This window comes from Micromonospora sp. NPDC050980, from assembly GCF_040653835.1.
Classification (GTDB): domain Bacteria; phylum Actinomycetota; class Actinomycetes; order Mycobacteriales; family Micromonosporaceae; genus Micromonospora.
Genome location: NZ_JBFAGS010000021.1, coordinates 43515 through 61062 on the forward strand (window position 1 = coordinate 43515; position 17548 = coordinate 61062).

Consider the following 17548-nt stretch of genomic DNA (forward strand, 5'->3'; position numbering starts at 1 on the left):
GCCTCTTTCCGTCGCTCACACCGCGCGGTCGAGGAACTCGAAGAGCTCCTCCGCCGTCGCCGACTCGAGGTCCTGCTCACCGTCGGTGTCCTCGGTCCCGCCGTTCAGGCGGGCGACGAGCGAGCGCAACCTCCGCTTGACACGTGCATGGGCGTCGTCGCCGGGCTCGACCGCGTCCAGCACGGCCTCCAGCCGGTCCAGCTCCTCCAGCGCGACCTCGGCGGCCGGCCTGGCGGGTGGCACGAGCGCGACCCGCAGGTGCGCAGCCAGCGCCATCGGCGTCGGGTGGTCGAAGACCAGCGTCGCCGGCAACCGCAGGCCGGTCACGCCGGCGATCCGGTTGCGCAGCTCGATGCCGGTCAGGGAGTCCATGCCGAGGTCGAGGAAGCCCCGCTCGGAGCGCACCTCGCCGCCGGACGGATAGCCGAGCACGACCGCGACGTGGGTGCGGACGAAGTCGAGCACGACCCGCTGCCGCTCCTCGTCGGGCAGCGCGATCAGCCGCTCGCGCAGCGGCGGCCCGTCGCTCTCGGCCGGCCGGCCGGCCGCGGACCGCACCGGCGTACGCACCAACGAGCGCAGCAGGTGCAGCAACGGTCCGGTCGCCGCGCTGAGCGCGCCCCGGGCGAACAGCAGGGGCACCACCACCGGCGCGGGGTGTCGCACCGCCGCGTCGAACAGTGTCATCCCGAACGAGGTCTCCATCGGCCGCAGGCCGGTCCGCTCGACCCGGCGCACGTCGAGTTCGGTAAGCGCCCCGGTCATCCCGGTCGGCTGCGCCCACGGGCCCCACGGCAGCGACTTCGCCACCAGCCCGTCCGCCCGGCGGCGCTGGGCGAGCGCGTCGAGGAACGCGTTGGCCGCCGCGTAGTTGCCCTGACCGGCGCCGCCGAAGGTGCCGGCGGCGGAGGAGAACAACACGAACGCGGTGAGGTCGAGACCGCGGGTGAGGTCGTGCAGGTTCATCGCGCCCCGGGCCTTGCCCCGCATCACCAGGTCGACCCGGCCGGGGTCGAGCGCCGCGATCACCCCGTCGTCCAGGACGCCGACCGCGTGCACCACGCCGGTGAGCGGCCGGTCGGCCGGGATCTCGGCGAGGACCTCGGCCAGCCGGTCCCGGTCCGCCGCGTCGCACGCCACCACCGTCGCCTCGGCGCCGAGGGCGGCGACGTCGGCGACCAGGTCGGCGGTGCCCGGAGCGTCGGCGCCGCTGCGGCTGGTGACCAGGAAGTGGCGTACGCCGTGCACGCTCGCCAGGTGCCGCACCAGCGCGCTGCCCAGCGTGCCGGTGCCGCCGGTGACCAGGACGGTGCCGTCCGGCCCGAACGCCGGCGCGGTGTCGCCCTCGGCCGGCGCGACACGCACCAGGCGGGCCGCGCTGACCCGGCCGGCCCCGGCGGCGAGCTGCGGCTCGCCCGAGCACACCGCCGGGGGCAGCAGGTCGAGGTCGGCGTCGACGCCCAGGTCGAGCAGGACGAAGCGGTTCGGGTGCTCGGACTGGGCCGAGCGCAGCAGCCCCCAGGCCGCCGCCGGGGCGAGCGCCGGCTTCGCGCCGACCGCTCCCCGGGAGACCACCAGCAGGCGGGCCGGCTCGAAACGGTCGTCGCCGATCCACCGCTGGGCCAGCGCCAGGGCCTCGTGCACGCAGCCCGCCGCCCGGTCGACGGCGTCGCCGTCGCCGTCGGACGCGGACAGCGCGACCACCACCACCGCCGGATCGTCGTCGCCGGTGAAGTGGGCGGTGACGTCGTCGAACGTGGCGCAGGCGCTGACCCGGCCACCGGCGGCGCGCACCTGGTCGGCCAGCGGGGCGTCGCCGACGACCAGCCAGTGTCCCGGATCGGCCGGGGCGACGGCGAGGTCGCTCCAGTCCAGCTCGTACAGCGTGGTCGGCCGGGCCGCGCCGGACGCGCCGAACGAGGCCGGCAGCGGCCGGGCCACCAGCGCGTCCACCGCGACGACCGGCGCGCCCGTGGCGTCGGCGATCCGCACCACGACGGCGTTCTGCTCGGACCGGCCGAGCCGGACCCGGACCGTGTCCGCGCCGGTGGCCCACAGCCGCACCCCGCTGAACGAGAACGGCAGCTCGGCGCCCTGCGGCGCGCCGCCGGCGGCGTCCCGGTGCAGCGACCGGAGCAGCCCGATGCCGTGCAGGGCGGCGTCCAGCAGGGCCGGGTGCACCCCGTACGCCGCCGCGTCGTCCCCGTCGTCGGGCAGCGCGACCTCGGCGAACACCTCGCCGTCGCGTTGCCACAGGGCGCGCAGCCCCTGGAAGGCCGGCCCGTAGCCGTAGCCGCGCTCGGTCAGGTCGTCGTAGAAGCCGGCGGTGTCCACCGCCTGCGCCCCGGCCGGCGGCCACTCCCGCAGGTCGAAATCGGGGCCGGCCGTCACCGGAGCGAGGGTCGCACTCGCGTAGCGGGTCCACTCCACCTCGTCGCCGGGGTCGGAGTCCGGGCGGGCGTAGACGGCGACGGTGCGGCGGCCGGTCTCCCCGGGCGCGCCGACCACGACCTGGATCCGGACCGCCTGCCGCTCGGTGAGCACCAGCGGCGCCTCCAGGGTCACCTCGTCCAGCGCCGCGGCGCCGACCCGCAGGCCGGCCTGCAACGCCAGCTCGACGAACGCGGTGCCGGGCAGCAGCACGGTCCCGAGCACCGCGTGGTCGCCCAACCAGCGCTGGTCGCCGGCGCCGAGCCGGCCGGTCAGCACCAGCCCGTCGCCGTCGGCAAGCGCCACGGCGGCGCCGAGCAGCGGGTGGCCGGCGTCGGTCAGGCCGGCGCCGCTCAGGTCGCCGGCCGGCGTCGTCCGCGCCGGGGTGAGCCAGTAGCGGCTGCGCTGGAACGCGTACGTCGGCAGCGGCACGATCGGCGCGGCGTGTCCGGCCAGCGCGGCCGACCAGTCGACGGTGCCGCCCTGGGCGTGCAGTTCGGCGGCCGAGCGCAGCACCCGGGTCAGGTCGCCCTCGTCGCGGCGCAGCGTGCCGACGACCGCGACGCGACGGTCCGCGTCGGCCTCGTCGAGCGTCGCGCGGACCGCCATGGCGAGCACCGGGTGGGCGCTGACCTCGACGAAGAAGTGGTAACCGGCGTCGGCGAGGGCGCGCACGCCGGCGTCGAAGAGCACCGGCCGGCGCAGGTTGCGGAACCAGTACCCGGCGTCCATCGTGCCGGTGTCCGTCCACCCACCGTCCACCGTGGACCACATCGGGATGCGGCCCGGGCCGGGACGGACCGCGCCGAGCGCGGCGATCAGCTCGTCGCGCAGCGCGTCCATCTGTGGGCTGTGCGAGGCGTAGTCCACGGCGATCCGCCGGACCCGCACGCCGTCGGCGGCGCAGGCGTCGACGAAGGAGTCCAGGTCGTCGGCCGGGCCGGCCACCACAGTGGTCTCCGGCCCGTTGACGGCGGCGACCGACAGCTCGGGGTACGCGGCGAGCCGCTCCCGCACCGGGTCGGCGCCCAGCCACACCGACACCATGCCACCGGTGCCGGCGACGGTGCCGACGAGCTTGCTCCGCACGGCGACGATCCGGGCCGCGTCGTCGAGGCTGAGGCCGCCGGCCACGTGCGCGGCGACGATCTCGCCCTGCGAGTGGCCGACCACCGCGTCCGGCACCACGCCCCACGACTCCCACAGCCGGGTGAGCGCCACCATCACGGCGAACAGCACCGGCTGGACCACGTCGACCCGCTCCAGCGAGGCGGCGCCGGGCCGGTCGAGCAGAACGTCCTGCAGCGACCAGTCGAGGTGCGGCGCGAGCGCCAGGGCGCACTCGTCGATGGCGTCGGCGAACACCGGCGCGGTGTCCATCAGCGTGGCGGCCATGCCGATCCACTGGCTGCCCTGGCCCGGATAGACGAACACGGTCTCACCTGTCGTCACCGAGCCGGTCACCACGTCGGCGCAGGGGCGGGCGGCGACCAGGTCGTCCAGCCGGCCCAGCAGGTCGTCCCGGCCGGCGCCGAACAGCGCCGCCCGGTGTTCGAAGGCGGCCCGGGTGGTGGCCAGCGACCAGGCGACCGGGCCGGGCCCGGCGTCGGGTCGGCCGGCGAGGTGCCGGCGCAGCCGGTCGGCCTGCTCCCGCAGGGCGTCCTCGGTGCGGCCGGAGAGCAGCCAGGCCAGCGGCGCCGCCGACGCCGGCGCGTCGGCCTCGGCGGCGGGGGAATCCGGGGCCTGCTCGACGATGGCGTGCGCGTTGGTGCCGGTGCCGCCGAACGACGAGATGCCGGCCCGGCGCGGGCCGCCGGTGGCCGGCCAGGCCCGCCCCTCGGTCAGCAGCCGGACCGCGCCGCGCCCCCAGTCCACGTGCGGGGTGGGCTCGTCGACGTGCAGGCTCGGCGGCAACACGCCGTGCCGGACGGCCATCACCGCCTTGATCACGCCGGCCACGCCGGCCGCCGACTGGGTGTGCCCGATGTTCGACTTGACCGAGCCGAGCCAGAGCGGACGGTCGTCCGGCCGGTTCTGCCCGTACGTCGCGATGATGGCCTGCGCCTCGATCGGGTCGCCGAGCGTGGTGCCGGTGCCGTGTGCCTCGACCAGGTCGACGTCGGCCGGCGCCAGGCCGGCGTTCGCCAGCGCCTGCGCGATCACCCGCTGCTGGGAGGGGCCGTTGGGGGCGGTCAGGCCGTTGGAGGCGCCGTCCTGGTTGGTCGCCGTGGCGGCGACCACCGCGAGCACCGGGTGCCCGTTGCGGATCGCGTCGGAGAGACGCTCCAGCAGGACCACGCCCGCGCCCTCGCCCCAGCCGGTGCCGTCGGCCGCCGCCGCGAACGGCTTGCAGCGGCCGTCCGGGGCCAGGCCACGCTGGCGGCTGAACTCGGTGAACGAGGTAGGCGTGGGCAGCACGGCGACGCCGCCGGCCAGCGCCAGGTCGCACTCGCCCTGCCGCAGCGCCTGTGCGCCCAGGTGCAGGGCCACCAGCGACGAGGAGCAGGCGGTGTCCACGGTGACCGCCGGCCCCTCCAGCCCGAGCCCGTAGGCGACCCGGCCGGAGACGGCGGCGGTGCCGGTGCCGGCCAGGAAGAAGCCCTCGGTCGCGCCGAGCCCCAGGTGCGCGCCCATGCCGTAGCCCTGGAACGAGGTGCCGACGAAGACCCCGGTGCGGCTGCGGGCCAACGTCTGCGGGTTGATGCCGCCGCGCTCGATGGCCTCCCAGGACGTTTCCAGCAGGATCCGCTGCTGCGGATCCATCGCCAGCGCCTCGCGGGGGCTGATGCTGAAGAACCCGGCGTCGAAGTCACCGGCGTCGTAGATGAACCCGCCCTCGCGGACGTAGGAGGCGCCCGGCGCGTCGGGGTCCGGGTCGTAGAGCGCGTCGAGGTCCCAGCCGCGGTCGTCGGGGAACCCGTCGACCGCGTCGACGCCGTTGACCACCAGGTCCCACAGCTCCTCCGGGCTGCGCACGCCACCGGCGTACCGGCAGCTCATGCCCACGATGGCGATCGGTTCGTCGGCGCCGGCGGCGGCCGTCGCGGCGGTCTCGGCCGGCGCCTCGCCGAGCAGCTCGGCGCGCAGGTGCTCGGCGAGCAGCGCCGGGGTCGGGTAGTCGAAGATGAGCGTGGTGGGTAGCTGCAGGCCGGTGGCCGCGCGCAGCTTGTTGCGGACGTCGACCGCGGTGACCGAGTCGAAGCCCAGCTCCCGGAAGGCCCGGGTGGGCGCGATCTCCTCCACCCCGGTGTGCCCGAGCGTGTCGGCGGCCAAGTTGCGCACCAGGTCCTGCAGGAAACGCTTGCGCTCGCCGGCCGGCAGCGCGCTCAGCCGGGCGGCGAACTCGCCCGTCTCGCCGTCGGCGCCGCCGGGCCGGTCCGCCTCCCGCCCGACGCGCGCCTCCGGGATCTCGTCGACGAGCAGTCGCCGGCGGGCGGCGGTGTAGCTGGGCGCGAACCTCTCCCAGTCGATGTCGGCGACGGTCAGGTGCGGCTCCGGCTCGCCCATCGCCTGGTCCAGCGCGGCCAGCGCGAGCTGCGGCGGCATCGGGCGCAGACCGCGCCGGGCGAGCTGGGCGACCGCGTCGGCGGTGGCCATGCCGCTGCCCTCCCAACCGCCCCAGGAGACCGCCAGCGCGGCCTGGCCGCGCTCGTGCCGCTGCCGGCACAGGGCGTCCAGGTAGGCGTTGCCGGCGGCGTACGCGGCCTGGCCGCCGCCGCCCCACACGCTCGCGCCGGAGGAGAAGACCACGAACGCCTCGAGGTCGTCGCCGGCCAACTCGTCGAGGTTGCGGGCGCCGGTCGCCTTCCCGCGTACGGTGGCGGCCAGCTCGGCCGGGTCGATGTCGGTGATCGCGGTGGACTGGGCGACCCCGGCGGCGTGGAAGACGGCGGTCAGCGGGGCGGCGTCGTCGACGCCGGCGAGCAGCGCGCGCAGCGCGTCGCGGTCGGCCACGTCGCAGGCGACGATCCGCACCCGCGCGCCGAGCGCGGCGAGTTCCCCGGCCAGTTCCGCCGCGCCGGGCGCGTCGGGGCCGCGGCGGCTGGTCAGCAGCAGCCGTTGCGCGCCGGCGGTGGCCAGCCGGCGGGCCACGTGGGCGCCGATCGTGCCGGTCCCACCGGTGATCAGCACCGTGCCGCGCAGGCTCGGCGCGGGCCGGCGGTTCGGGTTCGGCGCGGCGCGCACCATCCGCCGGGCGAGGACGCCGGAGGCCCGTACGGCGAGTTGGTCCTCGTCGCCGAGCCCGGCCAGCACGGCCGCGATCCGGCCGGCGGCGCGGCCGTCGACGACCGGCGGGAGGTCGATCAGGCCGCCGAACCGGCCGGGCTGTTCCAGGCTCGCCACCAGGCCCAGCCCCCAGCTCTGGGCCTGGGTGGCGCCGGTGATCCGGTCGGCCGGGGAGACGCTCACCGCGCCCCGGGTGGCGAGCCAGAGCGGCACGTCCCGGTCGCCGCGGGCGTGCTCCTGGATCAACGCCAGGTTGCCGACGGTGCCGCGGGTGACGTCCGGCCAGTCCGGGTGCGGTGTCTCGTCCAGCGCCAGCAGCGACACGATGCCGGCGAGGTCTGCCGCGCCGGCGTCGGTGACCACCTCGGCGCCGTGCGCGGTGAGCAGCCGGTCGACCTCGGCGGCCGTCGGGTCCCCGTCCGGGGCGACGAGCAGCCACCGGCCGGACAGCGTCGCCGGGCCGCCGGCCGGCGCCGGTCGCCACTCGACCCGGTAGCGCCAGGCGTCGACGGTGCGGCGGCGCTGCTCCCGCGAGCGCCAGGAGGCCAGCACCGGCAGCACCGGGGCGATCCGGTCGGCGTCGTCGGCGCCGAACGCCTCGATCAGCGGGGCCAGGTCGGAGCGTTCGACCGCGTCCCAGAACCCGGCCTCGGCGGCGTCGGAGGTGGTGCCGGTGGTGGCGGCGGGGTTCGCCTCCAGCCAGAACCGCTGGTGCTGGAACGCGTAGGTGGGCAGCGGCATCGGCGGCGCGGCGCCGTCGACCCGCGACGGCAGCGCGGTCCAGTCGAACCGGGCGCCCCGGGCGTACGCCTCGGCCACCGAGGCCCGGAACCGGTCCGGGCCGCCCTCGTCGCGCCGCAGCGAGCCGACCGCGACCGCCTCGACGTTCGCGTCCTCGGCGGCGTCCTGCACCGCGTGCACCAGCACCGGGTGGGTGCTGGCCTCGACGAAGACGGTGTGCCCGTCGCGCAGCAGCCGCCGCACCGCGTCGGCGAAGCGGACCGTCTGCCGGATGTTGCGGTACCAGTACGCCGCGTCCAGCCCGGCGGTGTCCACCGGTGCACCGGTGACGGTGGAGTAGAACACCGGGCCGTCGCCGGCGCGGGGGCTGATGCCGGCCAGCTCGGCCAGCACGGGTTCGCGCAGCACGTCCATGTGCCAGGAGTGGGCCGCGCCGGGGATGCGGATCTTGCGGACCCGGACGCCCTCGGTGGACAGGTCGGCGAACAGCCGGTCGGCGGTCTGCGGGTCGCCGGCCACCGAGACGGTGCGGGGGCCGTTGACGGCCACGACGTCCAGGCCGGGGTAGTCGGCCAGCCGGCCCTCCACCTCGGCGGCGGGCAGCGACACGGCGACCATCGCGCCGGCGATCTGGGCGCCCCGCTCGGCCAGCAGGCGGCTGCGCACCGCGATCACCGTGGCGGCGTCGTCCAGGGTCAGGCCACCGGCCAGGTAGGCGGCGGCCACCTCACCCTGGGAGTGGCCGACCACGGCGGCCGGCTCGACGCCCTCGGCGCGCCACAGCTCGGCCAGCGAGACCATTGTCGCGAACAGGGCGGGCTGGACCACCGCGACGTCGTCGAGCGACCGCTGCGGGTCGGCGCCGCGCAGCACGTCGGTCACCGACCAGCCGAGCCGGGGCCGCAGCGCGGCGTCGCACGCCTCGACCGAGGCGCGGAAGACCGGCGAGGACGCCAGCAGCCCCTCGGCCATGCCGAGCCACTGCGGGCCCTGGCCGGGGAAGACGAAGGCGACCTTCCCGCCGGCGCCGGCGACGCCCCGGATCAGGCCGGGCGCGCCGCGGTCGGCGGCGAGCGCGTCGAGCAGCCCGGGGTAGCCGTCCCGGTCGTCGGCGAACAGCACCGCGCGGTGCGGCAGCCGGCCCCGGGTGGTGCTCAGCGCGTACGCCACGTCGTCCGGCCGCCAGCCGGGCTCGGCGTCGAGGTGGGCACGCAACCGCGCGGCCTGCGCGCGCAGCGCCTTGGCGGTGCGGGCCGACAGCAGCCACGGGCCGCCGGCCCGGTCGACGGTGCGCCCGGCCGCCGGCGGGGCCTGCTCGATGATCACGTGGGCGTTGGTGCCGCTCATGCCGAACGAGGACACGCCGGCCCGGCGGACCCGCTCGGCGGCGGGCCACGGCACCGGCTCGGTGAGCAGCCGGACACCGCCGGCGGACCAGTCGACGTGCGCGGACGGGCGGTCGACGTGCAGGGTGGCGGGCAGCAGCCCGTGCCGCAGCGCCAGCACGATCTTGATGATCCCGGCCACGCCGGCCGCCGACTGGGTGTGCCCGATGTTCGACTTGATCGAACCCAGCCGCAGCGGGGCGTCGTCGGGGTGCTCCCGGCCGTACGTGGCCAGCAGCGCCTGCGCCTCGATCGGGTCACCGAGGGCGGTGCCGGTGCCGTGCGCCTCCACCGCGTCCACGTCGGCGGCGGTGAGCCCGGCGTGCCGCAGCGCCGCGGCGATGACCCGCTGCTGCGACGGCCCGTTCGGCGCGGTGAGCCCGTTGCTGGCCCCGTCGTGGTTGACCGCCGACCCGGCGACCAGGGCGAGGACCGGGTGACCGTGGCGGCGGGCGTCGCTGAGCCGCTCGATCAGCACGACGCCGGCGCCCTCGCCCCACCCGGTGCCGTCGGCGCCGTCGGCGAACGCCTTGCAGCGCCCGTCCGGGGCGAGCGCGCCGCCACGGCTGCTGTCCAGGAACATGCCGGGGGTGGTCATCACGGTGGCGCCGCCGGCGATCGCCAGGTCGCACTCGCCGTGCCGCAGCGCCTCGGCCGCCAGGTGCAGCGCCACCAGGGAGGACGAGCAGGCGGTGTCCACGGTGACCGCCGGGCCCTCCAGGCCGAACGTGTAGGAGAGCCGGCCGGCGACCACGCTCGTCGCGGTGCCGGTGAGCAGGTGCGGTTCGGAGCCCTCGGGCAACCGCAGGTCGCCGACGCCGTAGCCGGTGGTGGCGGCGCCGACGTAGACGCCGGTGCGGCTGCCGCGCAGCGTCTCCGGGTCGATGCCGGCCCGCTCGAACGCCTCCCACGACGTCTCCAGCAGCAGCCGCTGCTGCGGGTCCATGGTGACCACCTCGCGCGGGCTGATCGCGAAGAAGCCGGCGTCGAAGTCGGCCACGCCGTCGACGAAGCCGCCCTCGAAGGTGTACGAGGTGCCCGGCTCGAAGAGGTGCTCGACGTGCCAGCCGCGGTCGTCCGGGAACGCGCCGACCGCGTCGACGCCCCCGGCGACGATGCGCCACAGCGCCTCCGGGGTGTCGGCCCCGCCCGGGAACCGGCAGCCCATGCCCACGATGGCGATCGGGTCGTCGGCCGGCCCGCCCCGCGGGACGGTCGCCGGGGTGACGCCGGGCGCGTCGGCGGCGCCGCCGCCCAGTTCCACGTCGAGGAAGGCGGCGACGGCCGCCGGGGTCGGGTGGTCGAAGACCAGGGTGGCGGGCAGCCGGGTGCCCAGCGCCGCGCGCAGCCGGTTGCGCAGCTCGATCGAGGTCAGCGAGTCGAAGCCGATCTCCTTGAACGGCCGGTCCGGTTCGACCGCCTGCGGGCCGGGCAGGCCGAGCACCGCGGCGGCGTCGGCGCGTACCTGCTCCAGCAGGGCGGCCCGATCCGGGCGGGACCGGCCGACGTCGCGGCCGGTCCCGGCCGCGCGGCGCTGCGGGACGCGGGTCAGCTCGGTCAGCACGGCGGGCAGGTCGGCGGCGCGGGCGGCCAGCGCGGCCGGGTCGAACCCGGTCGGTACGAGGACTGGCGCGGCGGCGGCGAGCGCGGCGTCCAGCAGCGTGAGCCCGTCGGACTCGGCCAGCGGCGGGAAACCGGAGGCGGCCAGGCGGGCGCGGTCGCCGTCGGAGAGCTGCCCGACCATGCCGCCGCCGGACCACGGGCCCCAGGCCAGCGACTGGGCGGGCAGGCCGGCCGCCCGGCGTCGCGTCGCCAGCGCGTCGAGGAGGCTGTTCGCCGCCGCGTACCCGGCCTGCCCGGCGCTGCCGACGGTGCCGGCCAGCGCGGAGAAGACCACGAACGCGGCGAGGTCGAGGCCGCGGGTCAACTCGTCCAGGTGCAGCGCCGCGTCGGCCTTGGGGCGCAGCACGGTGTCCAGCCGCTGCGGGGTCAGCGCGGCGACGACCCCGTCGTCGAGCACGCCGGCCAGGTGCAGGACGGCGGTCAGCGGCCGGTCGGCGGGGATGCTGTCGATCAGCGCGGCGAGCGCGGCCCGGTCGCCGACGTCGCAGGTGACCACCTCGGCGCCCGCCGGCACGCCGTCGGCCGGGTCGACGCCGTCGGGCCCGCGGCGGCCGGCGAGGATCAGGTGCCGGACGCCGTGCTCGGCGGCCAGGTGCCGGGCGAGCAGGGTGCCGAGCCGGCCGGTGCCGCCGGTGATCAGAACCGTGCCGTCCTTCTCGAGCGGCCGGGGCACGGTGAGCACCACCTTGCCGACGTGCCGCGCCTGGCTGACGTGCCGGAACGCCTCGGGCGCCCGGCGCACGTCCCAGGCGCGCACCGGCGACAGGCGCAGGCTGCCGTCGGCGAACAGCTCCCGCAGCCGGCCGAGGATCTCCTGGATGCGGTCGGGCCCGGCGTCGATCAGGTCGAAGGAGCGGTAGGTGACGCCCGGGTGGGTGGCGGCGACCGCCGCCGGGTCCCGCACGTCGCTCTTGCCCATCTCGACGAACGTGCCGCCGCCGGCCAGCAGTCGCAGCGAGGCGTCCACGAACTCGCCGGCCAGGCTGTTCAGCACCACGTCGACGCGGTCGAACGCGGTCGCGAAGCCGACGTCCCGCGACGACGCGATGTGCGCGTCGTCCAGGCCCAGCCCGCGCAGCACGTCCCACTTCGCCGGGCTCGCGGTGGCGAAGACCTCGGCGCCGAGGTGCCGGGCGAGTTGCACCGCGGCCAGGCCGACGCCGCCGGTCGCGGCGTGGATCAGCACCGATTGGCCGGCGCTGAGCGCGCCGAGGTCGTGCAGGCCGTACAGGGCGGTGCCGTAGACGATCGGCACCGACGCCGCCTCGGCGAACGTCCACCGCTCGGGCATCGGCGCGAGCACCCGGTGGTCGGCCACCGCGACCGGGCCGAACGATCCGGGACAGAGGCCGAAGACGCGGTCGCCGGGGCGCAGCGTGGCGACGTCCGGCGCGACCTCCAGCACGACGCCGGCGACCTCGGCGCCGAGTTCGACGCGGCCCGGGTACATGCCGAGCGCGGCCAGCACGTCGCGGAAGTTCAGCCCGGCGGCCCGCACCGAGAGCCGGACCTGGCCGGGCGCCAGCGGCGCGTCCGCGCCGGACGGCACGAGCGCGAGCTGGTCGAGCGTCCCGTCCGCCGGCAGCGCCAGCCGCCAGTGCGCGGTGTCGGCGGGCGGGACGAGGTCGGCGGCCGGTTCCACGCGGCGCAGCCGGGCCCGGTGCAGGCCGCCCGCCCGGATCGCCAGTTGCGGCTCGCCGGTGGCCAGCCCGGCCGCGAGGGCGGGCAGCGGGTCGGGCGCGACGAGCGGACCGCCGGGCAGGTCGACGAGCACGACGCTGCCCGGGTCCTCGGCCTGGGCCGACCGGACGAGCCCCCAGACGGCCGCGCCGGCCAGGTCGGTGACCTGGTCGCCCGGCTCGGCCGCGACCGCCCCGCGGGTGACCACGACCAGGCGGTCGGTGGTCTCCCGGGGTCGGTTGAGCAGGTCGAGCGTGCGCGCGGTGGCGGCCCGGACGCCCTCGGCGGTCGGCGCGTACCCGAGCACCGGGGCGAGCAGGACGGCGGCGTCGGCGCCGACCGGAACGCCGACGCCGATCGGGTCGCCGTCGAGCTGCGCCCAGTCCGGCGCCGGGGTGTCGTCGGCGGCCAGCGGGGACCAGGCCAACCGCAGCAGCGCCGCCGGCCCGGCCGCCCGGGCCGCGAACTGCGCCCCGGCGATCGGGCGCAGCAGCACCCGGTCGACGGTGAGCACCGGCGCGCCGGTGTCGTCGTACGCGTCGAGGCGGACCGCGTCCACGCCGTCCGGGACGAGCCGGACCCGCAGCGTGGTCGCGCCGGCAGCCCGCAGGGTGACCCCGGTGAAGGAGAACGGCAGGCCGGTGAAGCCGTCCTGCGCCGCCGCCCGGGCGGCGAGCGCCTGCAACCCCGCGTCGAACAGGGCCGGGTGCAGACCGTACCGGCGGGCGTCGGACTCCTCGCCCGCCGGCAGGCGCAGCTCGGCCAGGATCTCGTCGCCGGCCCGCCAGGCCGACCGGATGCCCCGGAACACCGGGCCGTAGGCCAGGCCGGCGGCGTCGTAGCCGGCGTAGAGCGCCGCCACGTCGATCCGCTCGGCGTCGGCCGGCGGCCAGTCCGGCGCGGGCGGCGCCGGGGTGCCCGCCGTGGCGGGGGCGAGCACACCCGTCGCGTGCACGGTCCACGGTTCCTCGGGCCAGCCGTCGGCGGAGGCGTCCGCCACCCGGGAGTGGACGGTGACGTCCCGGCGGCCACGCGCGTCCGCCGCGCCCACCTGCACCTGCACCTGCACGGCGGCCTCGGCCGGCATCACCAGCGGCGTCTGCAGGACCAGTTCCTGTACCACGCCGCAGCCGACCTGGTCGCCGGCCCGCACGGCGGCCTCGGCCAGCGCGGTGCCGGGCAGCACGATCCGGCCGAGCACCACGTGGTCGGCGAGCGCCGGATGGGTGGCCACCGACAGGCGGCCGGTGAACAGCGCCTCGTCGCCGCCGGCCAGCATGACGCCGGCGCCGAGCAGCGGATGGCCGGTCACGCCGAGACCGGCGGCGGCGACGTCGCCCCAGCCCGGCGCCGGCCTAGGCCAGAACCGCTGCCGGGCGAACGGGTAGGTGGGCAGCGCGACGATCCGGCCGGCCGGGCCGTTGACGGCGGTCCAGTCGACCGGCACGCCGCCGGCGTACGCGCCGGCGAGCGCGGCCCACAGCGCCGCGGCCTCGGGGCGGTCGCGGCGCCCGGTGGCGACGGCCGTGACGTCGTCCAGGTGCTCGGCGGCCAGCGCGGTGAGCGGGCCGTCCGGCCCGATCTCCAGGTATGCGGTGGTCTCCCGCGCGTGCAGCCAGTCCAGGCCGTCGGCGAAGCGGACCGTGCCGCGCACGTGCCGCACCCAGTAGTCGGCGTCCATCCGGTCGACCGGCTCACCGGTCAGGTTGGACACCACGGGCACCCGCGGCGCGGCGTAACGGAGACCCTCCGCCACCGCCCGGAAGTCGTCGAGCATGGCGTCCATACGGGGCGAGTGGAAGGCGTGCGAGACCTGGAGCCGCTTGGTCTGCCAGCCCCGCTCCCGCCACCGGCCGTCGAGCGCGTCGAGCGCGTCGGCGTCGCCGGAGACCACCACGGCGGCCGAGCCGTTGACCGCGGCGACGTCCACGCCGTCGACCAGCTCGGCGCGGACCGCCGCCTCCGGGGCCGCCACCGCAAGCATCGCGCCGCCGGCCGGGAGGGCCTGCATCAGCCGGCCCCGGGCGGCGACCAGCGTGCAGGCGTCGGCCAGGTCGAGCACGCCGGCCACGTGCGCGGCGGCGATCTCGCCGACCGAGTGGCCGAGCAGCCGGTCGGGTACCACGCCCCAGTGTGCGAGCTGGCGGGCCAGTGCCACCTCGAAGGCGAACAAGCCGGCCTGGGTGTGGACGGTCTGATGGATCTCCTCGCACCGGAGTGCCGCGCGGAGTCCGTCGAAGCGGGCGCAGATCGCGTCGAAGGTCTCCGCGAAGACCGGGAACCGCGCGGCCAGGTCCGCGCCCATCCCGATCCGCTGCGCGCCCTGACCGGTGAACAGGAAGGCCACCTTGCCGTCGCGGGCCGCGCCGCGCACGACGCCGTCGTGCTCCGCGCCGGACTCCACCGCGGCCAGCGCGGCCAGCAGTTCGGCCCGGTCGGTGGCCCGGACGACGGCCCGGTGCGTCATCGCGGCCCGTGCGGTGGCCAGCGTGCGGGCGACGTCGGCGGGCCGGATCGCCGGGTCGGCGTCCACCGCGGCGCGCAGCCGGGCGGCCTGCCGACGCAGCGCCTCGCCGGTACGCGCCGAGACGGGCACCGTCACCGGCCCGTCGGCATCCCCGGTCGCCTCCGCCGCGGCGGGCGCCGGGGACTGTTCGAGGATGATGTGCGCGTTGGTGCCGCTGACCCCGAACGAGGAGACGCCGGCCCGGCGGGGGTGGCCGGTCTCCGGCCAGTCCCGGTTCCCGGCCAGCAGGCTGACCCGGCCGGCGTCCCAGTCGACGTTGGAAGTGGGCCGGTCGAGGTGCAGGGTGCCGGGCAGCACGCCGTGCCGCAACGCCATGACCATCTTGATGATGCCGGCCACGCCGGCGGCGGCCTGCGGGTGGCCGATGTTCGACTTGACCGAGCCCAGGTAGAGCGGTTCGCCGGTGCGGCCCTGGCCGTACGTGGCGAGCAGCGCCTGCGCCTCGATCGGGTCGCCGAGGGTGGTGCCGGTGCCGTGGCCCTCGACCGCGTCGACGTCGGCGGGGGTGAGCCCGGCGTTGGTGAGCGCCTCCAGGATCACCCGCTGCTGGGCCGGGCCGTTCGGGGCGGTCAGCCCGTTGGACGCGCCGTCGGAGTTGACCGCGCTGCCCCGCACCACCGCCAGGATCGGGTGGCCGTGACGCTGCGCGTCGGACAGCCGCTCGACGAGCAGCACGCCGACGCCCTCGGACCAGCCGGTGCCGTCGGCGGCCTCGGCGAACGACTTGCAGCGGCCGTCGCCGGCCAGGCCGCGCTGGCGGCTGAACTCGGTGAACACGCCGGGCGTCGCCATCACCGTGACCCCGCCGGCGATGGCGAGGGAGCACTCGTTCTGCCGCAGCGACTGGCAGGCCAGGTGCAGCGCGACGAGCGACGACGAGCACGCGGTGTCCACGGTGAGCGCCGGGCCCGTCAGCCCCAGCACGTACGAGATCCGGCCGGACACGACCGCGGTGGCGCCACCGGTGAGCAGGTAGCCCTCGCTGTCCGAGCCCGCGTTGCCGAACAGCGCGAGGTAGTTCTGGTCGTTGGTGCCGGCGAAGACCCCGGTGCGGCTGCCGCGCAGCGACGTCGGGTCGATGCCGGCCCGCTCGATCGCCTCCCACGTCGACTCCAGCAGGATCCGCTGCTGCGGGTCCATGGCGAGCGCCTCGCGCGGCGAGATGCCGAAGAACGCCGGGTCGAAGTCCCCGGCGCCGTCGATGAAGCCGCCCTCGCGCACGTAGCTGCTGGCCGGCCGGTCGGGGTCGGCGTCGAAGAGCCGGCTCAGGTCCCAGCCCCGGTCGGTCGGGAACGCGCCGATGCCGTCGCGCCCCTGCGCCACCAGGTCCCACAGCTCGTCGGGCGAGCCGGCCCCACCGGGGTAGCGGCAACTCATCCCGACGATGGCGATGGGTTCCCGGCCGCCGTCCTCGACCTCCCGCAGTCGCTGGCGCGCCCGGTGCAGGTCGGTGGTGACCAGCTTCAGATAGTCGCGAAGCGTGTCGTTGTCAGCCATCAGTGAGGACCTCATTTTGCGACGGGGTGCGCCTGGCGGGGCCGTGACCAGGCCGGATCGGCCACGGCTGACGCTAACGGCGGCCCGGAGCGCCGGACACCCCTAGCCGGGGCGGGCGGCACCCTTCAACCAGCGGCGGCGTCGGCGAGGTCAGGGGTTGCGCGGCCCGCGCGGCGCTGGCGACAGTGACCGCACATCCGACAGATCGGCGACCACCATGACGACTGCTGGGACCAGGCTGCTGTTCGACCTGCGGGACCCCGCGCTGCAGGACGACCGCTACGGCTACTACAAGCGGGTCCGCGACGTCGAGCCGGTGCACCGCTCGCCCCTGGGCTACTGGGTGGTCACCGGCTACGAGGAATGCGACACGGTGCTCCGCTCCCCCGGGGTCAGCACCGACTTCACCGACGATCCGCAGTGGGCGCGGGTACGCGGCGGGCCGGACAGCCCGGTCGTCGCCAGCGCCCGCCGGTGGATGCTCACCCGCGGCGGCGGCGACCACCGGCGGCTGCGCCGGATGGTGTCGCGGGCGTTGTCGCCGGCCGCCATGGCGCGGCTCCGGCCGCGCATCCGCACGCTGGTCAACGAGATGATCGACGCGATGGGCGAGGGCGAGGCGGACCTGATCAGCGGGCTCGCACTGCCGCTGCCGGTCGTCGTGGTGTGTGAACTGGTGGGCATCCCCCTGGCCGACGCCGACCGGTGCCGGCAGTGGACCAACACCATCGCCGACGTGGTCGACCCGATGGTCACGCCGCGGATGCGCCGGCGGATGAACGAGGCGGTCCCGGAGTTCAGCGCGTACATCGCCGAGAGGCTCGCCGAGCGCCGGGCCGAGCCGCGCGACGACCTGCTGTCGATCCTGCTGGAGCCGGACGCCAGGGGCGACCGGCTCAGCGACGAGGACATCGCGGCGCAGATCCTGGTGCTGTTCAACGCCGGGCACGAGACGTCGGTCAACGTGATCGGCAACGGCATGGTGTCGCTGCTGCAGAACCCGGATCAGCTCCGGCTGCTGCGGGAGCACCCGGAGCTGGTCGAGCGCAGCTTCGACGAACTGTCCCGGCACAACTCCGCCGTGCAGATCATGGCCCGGCAGACCGTCGCGCCGGTCCAGGTCGGCGGCGTCACGATCCCGGCCGGGGCGTCGGTCTTCATCGTGCTCGGCGCGGCCCACCACGACCCGGCGAAGTATCCGGACCCGGAGCGGTTCGACGTCACCCGCACCGGCACGTCCCCGCTCATCTTCGGCTCCGGCCCGCACTACTGCATCGCCGCGACGCTCGGCAGGATGGAGGTCGTGATCGCGTTCGAGGAACTGCTGCGCCGATACTCCTCGATCGAGCTGGCGACCACCGAGCTGCCGTGGTACTCGCACTTCACGTTCCTGCTCGGCCTGCGCAGCCTGCCGCTGCGCCTGACGTACGCCAGGTGA

At 76.7% G+C, this 17548-nt stretch carries 2 protein-coding genes; one reads left to right on the top strand and one right to left on the bottom strand.

Annotated elements, in window-relative coordinates:
• Nucleotides 1-15: 15 nt before the first annotated feature.
• Nucleotides 16-16110 (bottom strand): type I polyketide synthase, encoded by a 16095-nt coding sequence (locus tag AB0H28_RS25005; RefSeq protein WP_358044777.1) that lies wholly within the window; start codon nt 16108-16110, stop codon nt 16-18.
• Between the two features lie 217 nt (nt 16111-16327).
• On the opposite strand from AB0H28_RS25005, the gene AB0H28_RS25010 reads away from it, so the two are divergent.
• Complete coding sequence (locus tag AB0H28_RS25010) at nt 16328-17548, top strand: cytochrome P450 (protein WP_358044779.1); 1221 nt, start codon at nt 16328-16330, stop codon at nt 17546-17548.

Excerpts from the sequence above, each read along its gene's own strand:
- AB0H28_RS25005 (WP_358044777.1), bottom strand. The coding sequence starts at position 16,110 with ATGGCTGACAACGACACGCTTCGCGACTATCTGAAGCTGGTCACCACC.
- AB0H28_RS25010 (WP_358044779.1), top strand. The coding sequence starts at position 16,328 with ATGACGACTGCTGGGACCAGGCTGCTGTTCGACCTGCGGGACCCCGCG.